The sequence below is a fragment of the Streptomyces sp. NPDC004838 genome, from assembly GCF_053600955.1.
This window is the reverse complement of sequence record NZ_JBSGAW010000031.1, coordinates 57,942-73,112: the sequence shown is the minus strand read 5'-3', so window position 1 is coordinate 73,112 and position 15,171 is coordinate 57,942. Positions and strand designations below refer to the sequence as shown.

Annotated in this window: 15 protein-coding genes; 8 read left to right on the top strand and 7 right to left on the bottom strand. The window is 71.3% G+C overall.

Annotated features, from left to right (window positions below; genetic code table 11):
• Positions 1 to 49 precede the first annotated feature (49 nt).
• From ACWEFL_RS29445 to ACWEFL_RS29435, 3 genes are all read right to left on the bottom strand, one after another.
• Complete coding sequence (locus ACWEFL_RS29445) at positions 50 to 1,672, bottom strand: penicillin-binding transpeptidase domain-containing protein (protein WP_451718176.1); 1,623 nt, start codon at positions 1,670 to 1,672, stop codon at positions 50 to 52.
• Positions 1,673 to 1,878: 206 nt separating this feature from the next.
• Positions 1,879 to 2,484, bottom strand: a complete 606-nt coding sequence (locus ACWEFL_RS29440) for a hypothetical protein (RefSeq protein ID WP_451718173.1) — start codon at positions 2,482 to 2,484, stop codon at positions 1,879 to 1,881.
• 236 nt (positions 2,485 to 2,720) lie between these two features.
• The gene (locus tag ACWEFL_RS29435; RefSeq protein WP_451718170.1) at positions 2,721 to 4,445 is read right to left on the bottom strand and encodes a dolichyl-phosphate-mannose--protein mannosyltransferase; all 1,725 of its coding nucleotides are present in this window, start codon (positions 4,443 to 4,445) and stop codon (positions 2,721 to 2,723) included.
• A gap of 216 nt (positions 4,446 to 4,661) precedes the next feature.
• On the opposite strand from ACWEFL_RS29435, the gene rsmI reads away from it, so the two are divergent.
• The 6 genes from rsmI to ACWEFL_RS29405 all read left to right on the top strand — a co-directional run bounded on the left by rsmI (position 4,662) and on the right by ACWEFL_RS29405 (position 10,852).
• Entirely contained in the window at positions 4,662 to 5,564 is a 903-nt protein-coding gene (gene rsmI, locus ACWEFL_RS29430) for a 16S rRNA (cytidine(1402)-2'-O)-methyltransferase (protein WP_451718168.1), read from the top strand.
• A gap of 142 nt (positions 5,565 to 5,706) precedes the next feature.
• The gene (locus ACWEFL_RS29425) at positions 5,707 to 6,132 is read left to right on the top strand and encodes a hypothetical protein (protein WP_451718165.1); all 426 of its coding nucleotides are present in this window, start codon (positions 5,707 to 5,709) and stop codon (positions 6,130 to 6,132) included.
• Between the two features lie 311 nt (positions 6,133 to 6,443).
• The gene (locus ACWEFL_RS29420) at positions 6,444 to 7,313 is read left to right on the top strand and encodes a TatD family hydrolase (RefSeq protein WP_451718162.1); all 870 of its coding nucleotides are present in this window, start codon (positions 6,444 to 6,446) and stop codon (positions 7,311 to 7,313) included.
• A gap of 147 nt (positions 7,314 to 7,460) precedes the next feature.
• A complete protein-coding gene (locus tag ACWEFL_RS29415; RefSeq protein WP_451718160.1) occupies positions 7,461 to 8,810 on the top strand; it encodes a ubiquitin-like domain-containing protein in 1,350 nt (449 codons plus the stop codon).
• A 258-nt stretch (positions 8,811 to 9,068) separates the two neighbouring features.
• Positions 9,069 to 9,950, top strand: a complete 882-nt coding sequence (gene rsmA / locus ACWEFL_RS29410) for a 16S rRNA (adenine(1518)-N(6)/adenine(1519)-N(6))-dimethyltransferase RsmA (RefSeq protein WP_451718158.1) — start codon at positions 9,069 to 9,071, stop codon at positions 9,948 to 9,950.
• Positions 9,947 to 10,852 carry a 4-(cytidine 5'-diphospho)-2-C-methyl-D-erythritol kinase gene (locus tag ACWEFL_RS29405; protein WP_451718155.1) on the top strand — a complete coding sequence of 302 codons (906 nt, stop codon included), beginning with the start codon at positions 9,947 to 9,949 and terminating at the stop codon, positions 10,850 to 10,852. Before rsmA ends, ACWEFL_RS29405 begins: the two co-directional genes overlap by 4 nt.
• A 20-nt stretch (positions 10,853 to 10,872) precedes the next feature.
• On the opposite strand, the gene ACWEFL_RS29400 is transcribed toward ACWEFL_RS29405, so the two are convergent.
• The 4 genes from ACWEFL_RS29400 to ACWEFL_RS29385 all read right to left on the bottom strand — a co-directional run bounded on the left by ACWEFL_RS29400 (position 10,873) and on the right by ACWEFL_RS29385 (position 13,675).
• Positions 10,873 to 11,046, bottom strand: a complete 174-nt coding sequence (locus ACWEFL_RS29400; protein WP_451718153.1) for a hypothetical protein — start codon at positions 11,044 to 11,046, stop codon at positions 10,873 to 10,875.
• A complete protein-coding gene (locus tag ACWEFL_RS29395; RefSeq protein ID WP_451718151.1) occupies positions 11,043 to 11,333 on the bottom strand; it encodes a hypothetical protein in 291 nt (96 codons plus the stop codon). The genes ACWEFL_RS29400 and ACWEFL_RS29395 overlap by 4 nt, the downstream gene beginning before the upstream one ends.
• A 139-nt stretch (positions 11,334 to 11,472) precedes the next feature.
• A complete protein-coding gene (locus ACWEFL_RS29390; RefSeq protein ID WP_451718148.1) occupies positions 11,473 to 12,183 on the bottom strand; it encodes a hypothetical protein in 711 nt (236 codons plus the stop codon).
• Positions 12,184 to 12,460: 277 nt separating this feature from the next.
• Complete coding sequence (locus tag ACWEFL_RS29385) at positions 12,461 to 13,675, bottom strand: helix-turn-helix domain-containing protein (protein ID WP_451718145.1); 1,215 nt, start codon at positions 13,673 to 13,675, stop codon at positions 12,461 to 12,463.
• Between the two features lie 109 nt (positions 13,676 to 13,784).
• Between ACWEFL_RS29385 and ACWEFL_RS29380 the strand changes: the two genes are divergently transcribed.
• Positions 13,785 to 13,949, top strand: a complete 165-nt coding sequence (locus tag ACWEFL_RS29380) for a hypothetical protein (RefSeq protein ID WP_451718142.1) — start codon at positions 13,785 to 13,787, stop codon at positions 13,947 to 13,949.
• Between the two features lie 179 nt (positions 13,950 to 14,128).
• Positions 14,129 to 14,875, top strand: coding sequence for a TetR/AcrR family transcriptional regulator (locus ACWEFL_RS29375; protein ID WP_451718140.1), 747 nt, complete (start codon positions 14,129 to 14,131; stop codon positions 14,873 to 14,875).
• Positions 14,876 to 15,171 lie beyond the last annotated feature (296 nt).

Below are 15,171 nucleotides of genomic sequence, written 5' to 3'. Positions count from 1 at the left end.
GACCGGGGCCGCTCCGCGCTTCCGATGACGACGGACCACCCGCCCCAACTCACCGCGCGCGGAGCACCTTCGCCACCACCGGGCCCGCCGCGTCGCCGCCGTGGCCGCCCGACTGGACGACCGCCGCGGCGGCCAGATCGCCGGCGTACCCGGTGAACCAGCTGTTGCTCTGGCCCTGCCCGTCCACCTCGGCGGAACCCGTCTTCGCGCCCTTCTCCCCGCTCACCGACGCCATGGCGGCCTGCCCGGTGCCGTACGTCGCCGAGGCGCGCATCAGCGCGCGCAGGGTGCTCGCCATCGAGCCGGGCAGCGGCTGCGCGTCGGCCAGTTCACGGTTGTCGAGCGACGGCGGAACGATCACCGGCTGCTTGAAGGCGCCGTTCTTCACGGTCGCGCTGACGGACGCCATGTTGAGCGCGTTCATCGTGATCTTGCCCTGCCCGATGTACGACGCGGCCGTCTCCGTGCCCGACGACTCCGGCACCTTCCCGTCCGCGCTGACGACACCCGTCTGCCAGTCGAGACCGAGGCCGAAGTACTTCTGAGCCGTCGCGCCCAGCGCCGTCCCGGAGACGTCCTTCTCGTCGAGCGGCTTGATCGCCTTGATGAAGGAGGTGTTGCAGGACCGGGCGAAGCTCTGCTCGAACGTGGCATTGGCGATGGAGAACTTGTCGAGGTTCTCGAAGGTGCGCCCCATCCAGGTCACGGTCGACGGGCACTCCACCCGCGAACCGGGACCCTGGACGATGCCGTGGTCGAGCATCATCGCCGCCGTGACGATCTTCATCGTGGAGCCGGGGGCCTGCGCGCCCAGCATCGCCGTGTTGTAGCCGCTCGCGGGCTTGTTGGCGACCGCCCTGATCTCACCCGTGCTGGGCCTGATCGCGACCACCGCCGCCTGGCCGTACTGCTGGACCGCGGCCTCGGCCGCGGCCTGCACGTCCGCGTCGAGCGTCGTGCGCAGCGTGCCCTCCTCGCCCTGGGCGACGGTGAGCAGGGGCTGGTCGGGCGTGTTCTCGTCGTTGGAGGAGATGACCAGCTCGACCCCCGGCTTTCCTCCCGCGGCCTGGCCGTACTTCGCCCGCAGCGCGTCCAGGACGGGCCCGAGCGAGGGGTACTTCTCCTTCGTCAGCGTCCGGCCCGCGCGGTCGACCGCCTTGATCGGCGGGGTGGACGAACCGGCTGTCTTGAGCGAGGTGTTCGCCGTCAGCCTCGGGTGCACGATCGCGGGCCGCCAGTCCACGAGCGCCTTTCCGGTGGTCTGCCCGCGTGTGACGGTCAGCTCGGAGGAGTACGACCACGGCTTGCTCCGCCCCTCGTGCGTCACCGTCGCCTCCACGGTGAACGGCACCTTCGCGCCGACCGCCGTACCCGGCTGGATCACGGCCTTGGAGACCAGCGCCTCACTGCGGTACGCGGTGAGCAGCGGCTGCGACCGCATCGCGTCGTTGGTGAGCTGCGCCGCCTTGGAGGCGTCGCCGTCCGCCCAGGCCGTGAGGAACGCCTTCGACGTCTCGTCGATCTCCTCGGCGGTCGGCGGACCCGTTCTCTTCTTCGGGGCGTCGTTCCCCCCGGTGATCCCCTCGTACAGGTTGTAGCCGCCGTATCCGACACCGGCCGCGACCACGACGAAGACGCCGCCGACGATGGCGACCTTCGCTCCACTGCGCATGATGTGCGGTCCCCTCCCCTGGAGCCTGTCGACCGGACCTGAACATGTTCAACAGGCATCGATCTCCGGAAACTCTATGAGACGGGAGTGACACGTGGGGGGAATCGTTACGGGTCCGCGACGAATGACCAGAATCCACCGGGTCGGCCCTTGAGCGGCCTCGGTCGGCCCCGATCAACTCTCGGGGTCGGCTGTCGGGTCGGTTCTCAGGCCCGCTGCCGGGCCGGCAGGGCGGTCACGGCCGCGCCGGGACCGTAGAGCCGCGTGTGGGTCGCGCCCGCGAAGCGCATCATCTCCTGCTGAAGGCCGCGGGCGGCCCGCGCGTACCGTTCGGTGTCCGCCGCGGGCGGCGTCTGACCGGGCCCGGCCCCGTCCAGCCACTCGTCGACATCGTCGATCAGCGCCTGGTGGCTGGTGTAGACGGCGTTCATCAGATCGGTGACCTGCTGCTGCTCCGGCTCGGAGAGCATCAGACGGAGGACCCATTCGGCGGCCTGGGCCTCCCGTATCCGCTCATGGACGGCGGCTCGTTCGGGCCCGAGTCCGTCCTCCCCGTCCGCCAGTCCCTGAACGTGTCTGCGGACCCGCCGCATCTGGCGTCGGCAGGTGTCCACACTGAGGATCAGCTCGGCATGGGCCGAGCGTCTGAGGGCCGTCGTCTCGATGTCGTGCTGCGCGATCTGCTGCGCCTGCGCCAGGTTCAGCTGGGTCCTGGCCTGTAGACGGGTACCCGCCCACGCGGTGACCGCCCCCACGATCGCGCCGCTCGCCCCGAGCCCCGCACCGACCACGACCGCCCACTGTCCATTCATGGCGCAGACGTTAGGCGGACGCGCGCCCCCTCAACCAGAGGGCGTCCACCGGCGACCAGCGTGCGACTGTCGGCGACCAGCGGGTGCACGTCGGCAACAGAGCGCGTCCGCCGGCGACCAGAGCGCGTCCGCCGGCGACCAGAGCGCGTCCGCCAGCGCCCAGAGCGCGTCCGCCCGAGACCCGGCCGCACCGGTACGCGCGGGCGCCTCGGCCGTCGGGGCGCACACCGGCCCCGCTACACCCACGTGTCCAGCCACATCCGGTCGCGCCACTCCTCCACCGGGATCGGCGTGCCCGTGTAGATCGGATGGAAGTAGATGAAGTTCCAGATGATCAGCAGGACCAGCACCCCCGCGCCGACCGAGCCGATCGCCCGGCGGCGTTCGTCGGAGCCGGGCGGGCCGAGCATCGCGCCGACCATCATCGCGACCGCGAGACAGAGGAACGGCACGAACACGACCGCGTAGAAGACGAAGATCGTGCGCTCCTGGTAGAAGAACCAGGGAACCCAGCCCGCGGCGATCGCGCAGGCGATCGCGCCCGCGCGCCAGTCGCGGCGGAAGAGCCAGCGCCACAGGATGTAGGCGATGGCGAAACAGGCCGCCCACCACAGCAGCGGGGTGCCGAGCGCCAGGACCTCGCTGGCGCACTTGTCGACGGTGTCCGCCGGACAGCCGCCCGTGCCCGCCGCCGGGCTCTTGTAGTAGTACGAGACCGGCCGGCCCATGACGATCCAGCTCCAGGGATTGGACTCGTAGTCGTGGCCGGAGGTCAGGCTCACATGGAACTTGTAGACCCCAACCTCGTAGTGCCACAGGCTGCGCACCCAGTCCGGGATGAAGAACCAGCTCGTCTCCTTGCCCGCACCGGTCGAGGCCCAGTCCCGCAGATGGCCCTTGTCCGTGAAGATCCAGCCCGACCAGGACACGACATAGGTCGCCAGCGCGACCGGCACCGTCGAGACGAACGCCGGGAGCAGGTCCTTGAGCAGCACCGCCCGGTACGGCCGCACCGCTCCGGCCGTGCGCCGCGCGCCCACGTCCCACAGCACCGTCAGCACACCGAACGCGGCCAGGATGTAGAGGCCGTTCCACTTGGTGGCCGCGGCCAGCCCCAGCATCACCCCCGCTGTGATCCGCCAGGGCCGCCACCCCAGGCGCAGGGTCTCCGCGATCGCGGAGTCGGGCCGCAGCACCCCGTCCGCGTCCACGGGCAGCGCCGCCGCCAGCCGTGCGCGGGCTCTGTCGCGGTCGATGAGGAGCGCGCCGAACGCGGCCACCACGAAGAACATCAGCACCAGGTCGAGCAGCGCGGTGCGGCTCATCACGAAGTGCAGTCCGTCGACCGCGAGCAGCAGCCCCGCCACACAGCCGAGGAAGGTGGAGCGGAACAGCCGTCGGCCGATCCGGCAGATCATCAGCACCGAGAGGGTGCCGAGCAGAGCGACCATGAAACGCCAGCCGAAGGGCGTGAAGTCGAACAGCTTCTCACCGAGGCCGATGACCCACTTGCCGACCGGCGGATGCACCACGTATCCGGGGTCCGTCGGGATCACGACCGACGACGGGTCGCTTATGATCTTCCCGTCGATCTTCTTCGGCCACTGGGCCTCGTACCCCTGGTTGACAATCGCCCAGGCGTCCTTCGCGTAGTACGTCTCGTCGAATATCACCGCGCGCGGTGACCCCAGGTTCCAGAACCGGAGCACCCCCGCGAAGAGCGCGACCAGCAGCGGGCCGCCCCACGCGGACAGCCGCATCACCGCGTTCACCAGCGACGCGGGCGCCCCGAGCACCGGCCACACCTGTTCGGAGGGGCGGGTGTAGGGCGGCACCAGGCGCTCGCGCAGCCCGATCACGGGCCGGGGCACATAGCCGAATCTGCGCAGTCGCTGCTGCCAGCCCTGCGGCTGCTGATCGGCGTCCCTGCCCGGGAGGGTCTGTGGAGCGGTACTGGTCACCGCGCCATCGTAGGGAACGAGACTGTGCTAGGTGCGCCTCCCGGCCAGGACTCCGTCCCGTACAGGCCGGGTACCGGCCAGGACACAGTCCGATACCGGCCAGGATGGCCGTTCCGTACCGGCTCCGATGCCGTCCCGCACGGGCCGGGACTGCCGTCCCTCACGGGCCGGGCAAGGGCGTCGGCCGCCCCCGCCGGGCCCTGGGAGGATGGGCCCGTGACCACTGACAACCCCTCCCATCCCGCCGCACCACCGACCGGGCTGCTGATTCTGGCCGGGACCCCCATCGGCGACGTCGCCGACGCCCCGCCCCGGCTCGCCGCCGAACTGGAGAGCGCCGACATCGTCGCCGCCGAGGACACCCGGCGGCTGCGCCGGCTCACCCAGGCGCTCGGGGCGCACACCCGCGGCCGGGTCGTCTCGTACTTCGAGGGCAATGAGTCAGCCCGTACGCCGGAACTCGTCGAGGCGCTCACCGGGGGCGCGCGCGTGCTGCTGGTCACCGACGCCGGGATGCCCTCGGTCTCCGACCCCGGTTACCGGCTGGTCGCCGCGGCCGTGGAGAAGGACATCAGGGTCACCGCCGTCCCCGGCCCCTCCGCGGTCCTGACCGCGCTCGCGCTCTCCGGTCTGCCCGTGGACCGCTTCTGCTTCGAGGGCTTCCTGCCGCGCAAGGCGGGCGAGCGCCTCGCCCGCCTCCGCGAGAACGAGAACGAGCGCCGCACCCTCGTCTACTTCGAGGCCCCCCACCGGCTCGACGACACCCTCACAGCCATGGCCGAGGTCTTCGGTCCCGCGCGGCGGGCCGCCGTCTGCCGTGAGCTGACCAAGACGTACGAGGAGGTCAAGCGCGGCGGCCTGGGCGAACTCGCGGTCTGGGCGGCCGACGGAGTACGCGGGGAGATCACCGTCGTGGTCGAGGGCGCCCCCGCCGCCGTGCCCGGCGATCTCGACCCGGCCGAACTGGTGCGCCGGGTGCGGGTGCGCGAGGAGGCGGGGGAGCGGCGCAAGGAGGCCATCGCGGCCGTCGCCGCGGAGGCCGGGGTGCCCAAGCGCGAGGTCTTCGACGCGGTGGTCGCGGCGAAGAACGCGGCCGCCCAAGCTCCCCGCGAACGGTAAAGGACTAACGTGGAAATATAAAGAACGGACCGTGTCCGGGGCTCCTGGGCATGGGAATCCCAAAGACCACACCATTATTCGACAGGCGCTGATGCGCTCCCGCCGGAATGGGCGTCCACTGGGTCGGTGGAGAGGAGCTGGCATGAGTGAGATCACTGGCGCGGCCAAGGTCCACGAGGCATATGCCTTTGCCTGCATGCGGTGCGGGCACGGCTGGGAACAGTCGTACGAAATCGAGCACCACGTCGACGCGGTCGGCAGGCAGTACGTCGTCTACAAGGCGAGCGGTGTACGGGTGCCGTCGCCGCTTTCGAGCCCCACGTGCGCGAATTGCGGTGGGCACGTCGTACGGATCATGAGGGCGGGACAGGTCTCCTCCGTGCTCGACCTGATGGCGCGCTCGTCGCGGCCCGCGCGGCAGAAGAAGCCGGCGTCGCGGAAGACGGCGCCGCCGCCCACGGTCACAGCGGGGGAAGGGGAATCGGCGTCCGAGGGGGAGCGGGACACACCCGCCGAACCGCATCACTGGCATCTGTCCGATCTGCTGCACCCGTTCCACCGGAGGTAGACCCCGGCGACGTCGGCGGGCTCCGGAGCCGCAGACGCAGGACCCCTGGGCTCCGAACCCACGGACGCCGGAGCCGCGGACACCGGACCCACGGACGCTGGACCTATGGGGCACGGACCCCAGGGCCGGCAGTCCGCCGGTGACGCGGACAGGGCGCCGAAGACACGGACAGACGGACGGACCGCCGGGCGGAGACGGCCGATGACGGCCGGCGCCATCGGCGGACCGCCGAAAGCACATTGTCGGAAGCACATCGCCGGAAGCACATCGCCGAGGACAGGCGCGGGACGCGGGCTCGTAAGATCGCGTCCATGAGTTCGAAGTCAGCTCCACCGCCGCTGCCCGAGCCGCTCAGGGTCCCCGTGGCCGATGCGCACACCCACCTGGACATGCAGGAGGGCACGGTCGAGGAGGCACTGGCCAGGGCAGCGGCCGTGGGGGTCACCACCGTCGTCCAGGTGGGATGCGACATCAAGGGCTCGCGATGGGCCGCGCAGACCGCCGCCGACCACCAGGGCGTCCACGCGTCCGTCGCCCTGCACCCGAACGAGGCTCCGCGGATCGTGTTCGGGGACCCCGACAACCGCTCCCGCCAGGGCGCGCGGGACGCCGGGGGCGAGGGCGCGCTCGACGAGGCGCTCACCGAGATCGACGCGCTCGCCGCCCTGCCGCAGGTGCTCGCCGTCGGGGAGACCGGGCTCGACTATTTCCGTACGGGCCCCGAGGGAATCGCGGCCCAGGAGCGTTCCTTCCGCGCGCATATCGAGATCGCCAAACGCCGTGGAAAAGCGCTCGTGATCCACGACCGTGACGCGCACGCGGACGTTCTGCGCATCCTCGCGGAGGAAGGCGCGCCGGAGCGAACGGTCTTCCACTGTTATTCCGGGGACGCGGAAATGGCCGAGGTGTGCGCCGCCGCCGGCTACTACATGTCTTTCGCGGGCAATGTGACGTTCAAGAACGCGCAGCCCTTGCGGGACGCGCTCGCCGTCGCCCCGAGCGAACTCGTCCTCGTCGAAACGGACGCGCCCTTTCTCACGCCGGTTCCCTACCGTGGACGGCCCAACGCGCCGTATCTCATTCCCGTCACGCTGCGTGCGATGGCGGAGGTCAAGGGGGTCGACGAGGACACCCTGGCGGCGGCCGTCGCCGCGAACACGGCCGAGGCGTTCGGCTACTGACCCGATCACATGAACCGCGCGCCGATTGTGGGCCGCACAGAGTACCGACGCGACGCCGAGTAGCCGACAACGCTTGGGAGAGTGACCACCCCTCCGATAGCGTCCCGGCCGCACACCTTCGGGCGGACCGGACCTTTACGGAGCGTCGTGAGAAACGTGAGCAATGCGGGCATTGTGAGCAGTGCGGGCGATGGGGGCGGCGAGGGCGGTTCGGCCGCGGCCGCGGAGCCGTACTGGGCCTTCGCGGAGTCCGGTCCGGGCCGTGAATTCGGCCTCGACCCCGGCCCCGTACTCGCCCGTGAGCCCGCGGACGACCGGTCGCCGGGGCACGTGCCCCGCCACCGGTCGCACACCGCCTCCCGGCCCCGGCCCCTCGGCACCGTCCGTCGCCGTCGCTCGGCGACCAGCCGGCCCGACGCCCTCCGCAGGCTCCTCCCGCAGGCACTCGTCGTCGTGTGCCTCGCGGGCGGCACCTCGACCTTCCTCGCAGGCGACAAGGACGTACGGCTCACCGTGGACGGCGTACCGCGCACGATGCACACCTTCGCCGACGACGTACAGGAACTCCTCGACGACGAGGACCTCGGCGTCGGCGCGCACGACATCGTCGCCCCCGGCCCGGCCGCCGCGCTCACCAGTGGAGACGAGATCGTCGTCCGCTACGGCAGGCCCGTCACCCTCAACCTCGACGGCCGGCGCCGCCAGGTGTGGACGACCGCCCGCACGGTGGACGGCGCACTGCGCAGGCTCGGGGTCAGGGCGGAGGGCGCGTATCTGTCCACGTCCCGCTTCTCGGCGATCTCCCGTAAGGGCCTCGCCCTCGACGTACGCACCGAACGCGCGGTCACCTTCATGTCCGACGGGCGCGAGCGCACCGTCCGCACCAACGCGGCGACCGTCGGCGAGGCGCTCGCGGAAGCGGGCATCGCGCTCGGCGCCGAGGACACCACCTCCGCACCCCCCAGGAGCTTCCCCAGCGACGGCCAGACCGTCACCGTCGTACGGATCACCGCCAGCCGCCGGACGCGCGAGGAGCCCGTTCCGTACGCCACGGTCAGGACCGGCGACCCCGCCGAACTCGCCGGTACGGAGGTCGTCGTCCAGCCGGGCAGGCCGGGCGCGCGCCGCGTCACGTATACGCTGCGCACGGTCGACGGCGTCCGGCAGAAGCCCGAGAAGATCGCGGACGAGGTGGTCCGGGAGCCCGTCGCCCAGCGGGTGCGGGTGGGCACCAGACCGAGGCCCCGCTCGGTGCGGGGCGTGGACGGTCTCGACTGGCGGGCCCTGGCGCGCTGCGAGTCCGGCGGCCGGCCTCGCGCGGTCGACCCCTCGGGGGCGTACGGAGGGCTGTACCAGTTCGACACCAGGACCTGGCGGTCGGTCGGCGGCAGTGGCAGACCGCAGGACGCGCCCGCGGCGGAGCAGACGTACCGGGCGAAGAAGCTGTACGTGCAGCGGGGCGCGAGCCCGTGGCCGTACTGCGGCCGCAGGCTGTAGCCGGACCGCCGGCCGTTCCGCGCGGGACCACGCAGCCGACCGGGCCGCCGCTCCCAGGTGACCGCGCCGCCCACCGCGCCCCGACCGCGCCCCGACCGCGAGGCTGCCCCTCCCAGCCGACCGCACCCCCACCGCGCCGCCCACCGAACAGTCGTCCGCGCCGCCGGGCGCGCTGCGGATCGCGTGGCCGGGCACCCGTAGGCTGTATCGGTGAGCACCACTGAGCCCTCCGATACGCCTGTCGATACGTCTGTCGATATGCCTCTCGCGTCCTCCGAAGCGTCCTCCGCCGCGCCCTCCGATGTCCTGCTCGGCCCCGCCGACATCCGTGAGCTGGCCGCCGCGCTGGGTGTGCGCCCGACCAAGCAGCGCGGCCAGAACTTCGTCATCGACGCCAACACCGTCCGCCGGATCGTGCGGACGGCCGGTGTCGGCGAGCGCGATGTGGTCGTCGAGGTCGGGCCGGGGCTCGGATCGCTGACCCTGGCGCTGCTCGAAGCCGCCGAGAGCGTCGTGGCCGTCGAGATCGACGACACCCTCGCCGCGGCTCTGCCTGCCACGATCCTGGCCAGGCTGCCGGAGAAGGCGCTCCACTTCTCGCTGGTGCACTCCGACGCGATGGTCGTCGACGAGCTGCCCGGCCCGCCGCCGACCGCGCTGGTCGCGAACCTTCCGTACAACGTCGCCGTCCCCGTCCTCCTCCATATGCTCGACCGCTTCCCGAGCATCGAACGCACCCTGGTCATGGTCCAGGCGGAGGTGGCCGACCGGCTGGCGGCGGCGCCGGGGAACAAGGTGTACGGGGTGCCGTCGGTGAAAGCCAACTGGTACGCCGAGGTGAAGCGCGCCGGCTCGATCGGCCGCAATGTCTTCTGGCCCGCGCCCAACGTCGACTCGGGCCTGGTGTCCCTCGTCCGCCGGGACCCCCCGAAGACGACGGCCACGAAACGGGACGTCTTCGCGGTCGTCGACGCGGCTTTCGCACAGCGCCGCAAGACGCTCCGGGCCGCGCTGGCGGGCTGGGCGGGCTCTCCGGCGCTCGCCGAGGAGGCGCTGGTGGCGGCGGGCATCTCGCCGCAGGCGCGCGGGGAGTCTTTGACGGTGGAGGAGTTCGCACGGATCGCGGAGGCGAAGGCGTGAGCGAGAGCGAGAGCGTTACGGTACGGGTCCCCGCCAAGGTCAACATCCAGCTCGCGGTGAGCGGCGCGCGGCCGGACGGCTACCACGATCTGGCGAACGTCTTCCTCGCGGTGTCGCTCTACGACGAGGTCACCGTCACCCCGTCCCGCTCGCTGACGATCACCTGCGAGGGCCCGGACGCCTCGCGGGTCCCTCTGGACCGTACGAATCTGGCGGCCCGCGCGGCCGAAGTGCTGGCCGAACGCCACGGGTTCTCCCCGGACGTCCATATCCACATCGCCAAGGACATCCCCGTCGCGGGCGGCATGGCGGGCGGGAGCGCGGACGGCGCGGGCGCGCTGCTCGCCTGTGACACCTTGTGGGGCCTGGACTCCCCCCGTTCCGAACTCCTCGCCATCTGTGCCGAGTTGGGCAGCGATGTGCCCTTCAGCCTGGTTGGCGGCGCGGCCCTCGGCACCGGCCGTGGCGACCGGCTGACCCCGCTCGACGTCGGCGGGACCTTCCACTGGGTGTTCGCGGTCGCGGACGGCGGCCTGTCGACCCCGGCGGTGTACGCGGAGTTCGACCGCCTCACCTCGGGGCTCGACGTCCCCGCCCCGGAAGCGTCCCCGGCACTCCTCAAGGCCCTCGCCGCCGGTGAAGCCCCCGCCCTCGCGGCGTCCCTGGTCAACGACCTCCAGCCCGCCGCCCTCTCCCTGCGGCCCTCCCTGCGCGCCACCCTGGACGCGGGCTCGGCGGCGGGCGCGCTCGCGTCCCTGGTCTCGGGCTCCGGCCCGACGACGGCCTTCCTGGCCGCGGACGCGCCATCGGCCGCCGCGATCGCTGCGGCCCTCACCGCCTCGGGAACCTGCCGCGCGGCGCGCGTTGCGTCGTCACCGGCGACGGGCGCGGTAGTGGTGTGACCCGCGCGCATCGCTGTGCGTCACTCGTCGGGGGTGGGGCCGTGAGGGTGGTGGGGTGCGCAGTGCGGGCAGGCGTAGTGGAGTCCCTGTTCGGTCCACCGGATCGGGACGGGCGCGTGAGTGGTGCGGTGGCAGTGGGCGCAGGCGGCGGTGAGAGGTTGGGGTGCGGGGGTGGTGAGGGCGGTGGCGTTCACGGGCGCACTCCTGGGAGTGCCAGGCCGTGGGGTGCGTAGAGGAGTGCGCGCTTTCTGCGGATGCGGAGTCGCAGGGTGTCGTCGAGGGGTGCGTAGGGGCGTACGAGGTGGGTGTCCTCGCCGCGTAGCGGGGTGTGGCGTTCGGTGACGTGCCGGGGGACGGGGGTGGTCCAGGCCCGTTCCCACGGCTCTGGCGGGCGGGGGCCGTCTGTGTCGCTGTGCCGTCCGTGGGCGGGTAACACCCGTTCCAGGGCCCACATCAGGACGTGGGAGATGAGCGTACGCATGCGTGGTCTGCTCCGGTTCGACTGGTGGTGATGGGGTGGGCCCGGCCTGCCGGGTGTCGGGGTTCACGGCAGGCCGGGGCCGTGGTGCCCGTCCGCGCCGGGGGTCGCGGGCGGGTGGTTCTGGTGTTGTGCGGCTTCGTCAAGGTTCGTACGGGACGTCAGGCTGTACGGGAAACAGGGCGTCGATTTCCGCCTTGAGCAGCCCGTACTCCGGGCCGGCTCGGAGAATTTCCTCGTCGGGGTCCCGGAGTTCGAAGCTGTGCCGTCCAAAGTGCCCGGCGAAGAGCGTGCAGGCTTCCTCCCGCATCCCGGTCCTGCCGTTGTGGCCCGGACAGTCGGGTCGAACGAGCGAATGGGAGGGCGGCCCGTCCTCGTCCCACTGCACCCACAGCTCACCCCGGCTCGCGTCGTCCAACTGCCACACCAGAGCTGCGTGCGGACCGGTCGAGTGCTCCTCCAGCGGACAGCGGAGGAACGTCTCCGGATACACCGAGCCGACTGTGTCGGGAGTGGTCTCGATGATGACGGACGCCAGCCGTACGGGCAGCACGGCGAGCGCCCCGCAGATCCTCGGCCCGTGGACCGGATCGGCAGCGGCGGTCATCATCCGCCTTTGGCGGCTCTGTGCGTTGGCCTCCGCCACCGCCTCGCTGAGCAGATCCGACTGGGCCGCCGGTTTCAGGTCGTCTGCCAGGGCGTCCCACTCCAGCCCGCCCTTGACCGGACGTAACTGGATGTAACCCCCGACTTTTCCCATGACACGTCCCACGCGATTCCGGGCGGCGTCCTTGGCCAACTCACCGGTTTCCGGCTCGTAGGGATGCTCCTGGCCTGTCTCGAAGGAGCTCATGCGATCAGCCGCCCGGCTCCGGCCCCAACGTCCGTGAGCGTATCCGCCGTCGGTAGTCCGCAGAACCTGGAGCGGCGTCCTGGGGCACCTCGCTTCAAGTGACCCGCCCGTATCAGCACGACCGGATCGACCTTGTCAGCACCAGTCGTCTTGCTGCGGTCTCCTGTAGTGATCGCGGTCGCCATGCCGTGCCATCCCCTCTGCCGAACTCCTGGCACCTGACTTTCTCGTCAGACGCGGCCCGTCCACAGGGATGGAACGTCCTAGTTTCCGGACGTTACTCGGCGGTCACGCCCAGGAACTCTGCGAGCCCCCGTAGCCCCGGCGGACGAGTGGGCCCGGCCCACAGGTCGCACACGATGGACACGGCGAGGGTGTGATGGCGCATCCAGCCCGGAGCGAGCCTGCGCAGGGACTGCAGGGCCTTGACCGCCCCTTCCGCGTTTCCCACATCCGTGTGGGCACGGGCGACGTCCAACAGCAGCCACGTACGCCACGACGTAGGCGTGTCTCCACTCAGCCGCATGCCCCGAGCCAGCGTCAGCGCCTCCTCGGGGCGGGCGTGCTGGACGGCGAGCCGCACGCGCTCGATGCGTACGGACGATCGGCTGAACACCGACACCATCTTGCTGTCGGCCGGGGGAGGGAGCTTTCTGAGGCGGCGGGTGGCGTCCTCCGCCGTCCGCATCATCTCGTTGGCGGTGTCGTAGTCGCCGCTGCGCGCCGCGCTCGTCGCGGCGGACATGATCAGCCCGCCCCAGACACGTAGCCCTGCGGCGGTTGGAATGTGCTCCTGTTCCACGTTGTCGGCCGCGTGGACCGCCAGCCTCTCGGCGTCTTCCAGACGGTTCTGCCGCTGGTAGTTCCACGCGACGGAGTTGCTGACCATGGGGGCCAGCAGCGGATCCGACGACTGCTCCGCCGCGAGCATGGCCCGTTCCAGGGCGGACAGGGCCAGATCCGTCTTGCCCAGCCGGATCGCGAGGTGGCCGCCCAGTTGCAGGGCCTTGCCCAACGCCGCCTGTCCGGCGGCCCGCTGGTCTCCACCGCCCGCCGACGCGAGGAGGCGCGCGTCGGCGATGATCCCCGGCAGAACATCCATCAGACGTCCGAAGTCCGCGTTGTGATAGAGCGTCCAGCCTTCGGCGATCTCCGCCCGGAGCAGGAGCGGTGAGAGAGTCTCGGCACCCGACGGCTCAGCAGGGGGAGCGAACAGCGGCGGCATGATCGCCCGTCGCACGGCGACCAGTTGAGGCGGGTCGGCGTCGCCGTTGGACGGCACACCCGGAGGGTCGCCCAGCAGAGCCGTCAACTCGACTTCCAAGCCTCTCGCCAGCGCGTGAAGCGTCGGCAGCCGCGCGCTGTGCTTGCGCTTCTGCTCCAGTTTCCGAATCACGTCCACGGATACCCCGGAACGCTCCGCCAGCCCTTCCTGCGTCTGATCCGACAGCCGACGCAGCCGGCCCAGCCGGTCACCCAGGTGCTCAGCCATGCCGCAAGCGTACGACCTGCGAGTGCCACCGTGACCGTGACCGTGATGTGTGCGTCCGGTAGCGTGCCTGGGCGTCCGCCCGGCCCGTGAACATCGGGATGGAGCCCTCATGAGCCGACGCACCCACAGGATCGACTACTGGCAGGACCCGAACGCCCCGGAGCCCACCAGCCGGAAGACCTCGGCGTCGGTGTTCGTGCGGGACGGCGAGGGCCGTCTGCTGGTCCTCAAACGCGTTTCATGGCCAGGGGCAGGGCGACCACCGGATCGGTGACCGTCGCCGCGAGGCAGGCCCGAGCCGCCGGTTGACCGGACCGGTGAGCCGCTCGGAGACGGCGTCCTGCCGCCAGGCCGCGAAGTAGCCCTGGACGGTGTTCCAGCGCGGTAAGTGTGGGAAGCGATGTGACCGGTGACCGCGTTCTGTCGGTCACCGTCTGGTGCGACCATTGACGTATGAGAGCAACCGGCACCACACCGCAGCCGCGTGAGCGGATCCTGCGGGCATCGGCGGATCTGCTGGCCGAGGGGGGACGGCAGGCGGTGTCCACCCGCTCCGTCAGCGCGGCGGCGATGGTGCAGGCTCAGACCATCTACCGGCATTTCGGAGACATGCAGGGGCTGCTCGACGAAGTGGCCCGCCAGGGCTACGCGGCGTATCTCGCCGACAAACGCTCGAACCTCGCCGCGGGTGATCCGGTCGAGCAGTTGCGTCGCGGCTGGGACCTTCACGTGGCCTTCGGGCTCGCCCACCCGGCTCTCTACCGGCTGATCCACACCGACCCGCGCCCCGGCGCCCCATCGGCGGTGATGGGCGAGGCCAACGGCATACTGACCGAACTCGTCACCCGAGTCGCCGAGACCGGTCGGCTGCGCACGAGCATCGAGGCCGCGGAGGCGATGATTCACGCGGCGGGCGTAGGGGTGGCGGTCACCCTGATCAACGCCGACGACGAAGGCCGACTCGCCGAGTACGAGGGTCTGTCGGAGAACACGCGCGACGCGGTTCTGGCAGCGCTCGTCACGGACGCGAAGAAGAGTGCACCGGTCGAGGAAGACCGTTCCATGCGCGGCGCCCAGCACGCCGTAGCCCTCAAGGCGCTGCTCGAGCAGGGGGAGCAGCCCTTCACGGAGAGCGAGCGCGGTCTGCTCGGCGAGTGGCTCACACGCCTTGTCACGGCGGCGACGCCCGCAGCCGACTGACGCGGAACGTACGACGGATACAGCTGTGGTCCGAGCACAGCCGGGGTCATGCGCGGTGGCTGATGCACCGCTTCCCCGTCACCGCCGCTGCTGACGTGACCTTCAACCTCTGCGGCGGGGTTTCGACGTCCCCGGCGCCGGACGCGGCACGTCCAGCGGTGCGGTCGGCGACAGCCGGGCCGGCGGCCTCACCGGCCCGTCACCGGACCCTCGCCGACCCGTCACAGCGCCGCCCTCGGTCGGCGGGTCCGCTGCTGCCCGGAGGACGTTCTCGCGCGGCCGTGGGATCTCGGCGA

Excerpts from the sequence above, each read along its gene's own strand:
- ACWEFL_RS29445 (WP_451718176.1), bottom strand. The coding sequence starts at position 1,672 with ATGCGCAGTGGAGCGAAGGTCGCCATCGTCGGCGGCGTCTTCGTCGTG.
- ACWEFL_RS29440 (WP_451718173.1), bottom strand. The coding sequence starts at position 2,484 with ATGAATGGACAGTGGGCGGTCGTGGTCGGTGCGGGGCTCGGGGCGAGC.
- ACWEFL_RS29425 (WP_451718165.1), top strand. The coding sequence starts at position 5,707 with ATGAGTGAGATCACTGGCGCGGCCAAGGTCCACGAGGCATATGCCTTT.
- ACWEFL_RS29420 (WP_451718162.1), top strand. The coding sequence starts at position 6,444 with ATGAGTTCGAAGTCAGCTCCACCGCCGCTGCCCGAGCCGCTCAGGGTC.
- rsmA (WP_451718158.1), top strand. The coding sequence starts at position 9,069 with ATGCCTCTCGCGTCCTCCGAAGCGTCCTCCGCCGCGCCCTCCGATGTC.
- ACWEFL_RS29395 (WP_451718151.1), bottom strand. The coding sequence starts at position 11,333 with ATGCGTACGCTCATCTCCCACGTCCTGATGTGGGCCCTGGAACGGGTG.
- ACWEFL_RS29390 (WP_451718148.1), bottom strand. The coding sequence starts at position 12,183 with ATGAGCTCCTTCGAGACAGGCCAGGAGCATCCCTACGAGCCGGAAACC.
- ACWEFL_RS29385 (WP_451718145.1), bottom strand. The coding sequence starts at position 13,675 with ATGGCTGAGCACCTGGGTGACCGGCTGGGCCGGCTGCGTCGGCTGTCG.
- ACWEFL_RS29380 (WP_451718142.1), top strand. The coding sequence starts at position 13,785 with ATGAGCCGACGCACCCACAGGATCGACTACTGGCAGGACCCGAACGCC.
- ACWEFL_RS29375 (WP_451718140.1), top strand. The coding sequence starts at position 14,129 with ATGAGAGCAACCGGCACCACACCGCAGCCGCGTGAGCGGATCCTGCGG.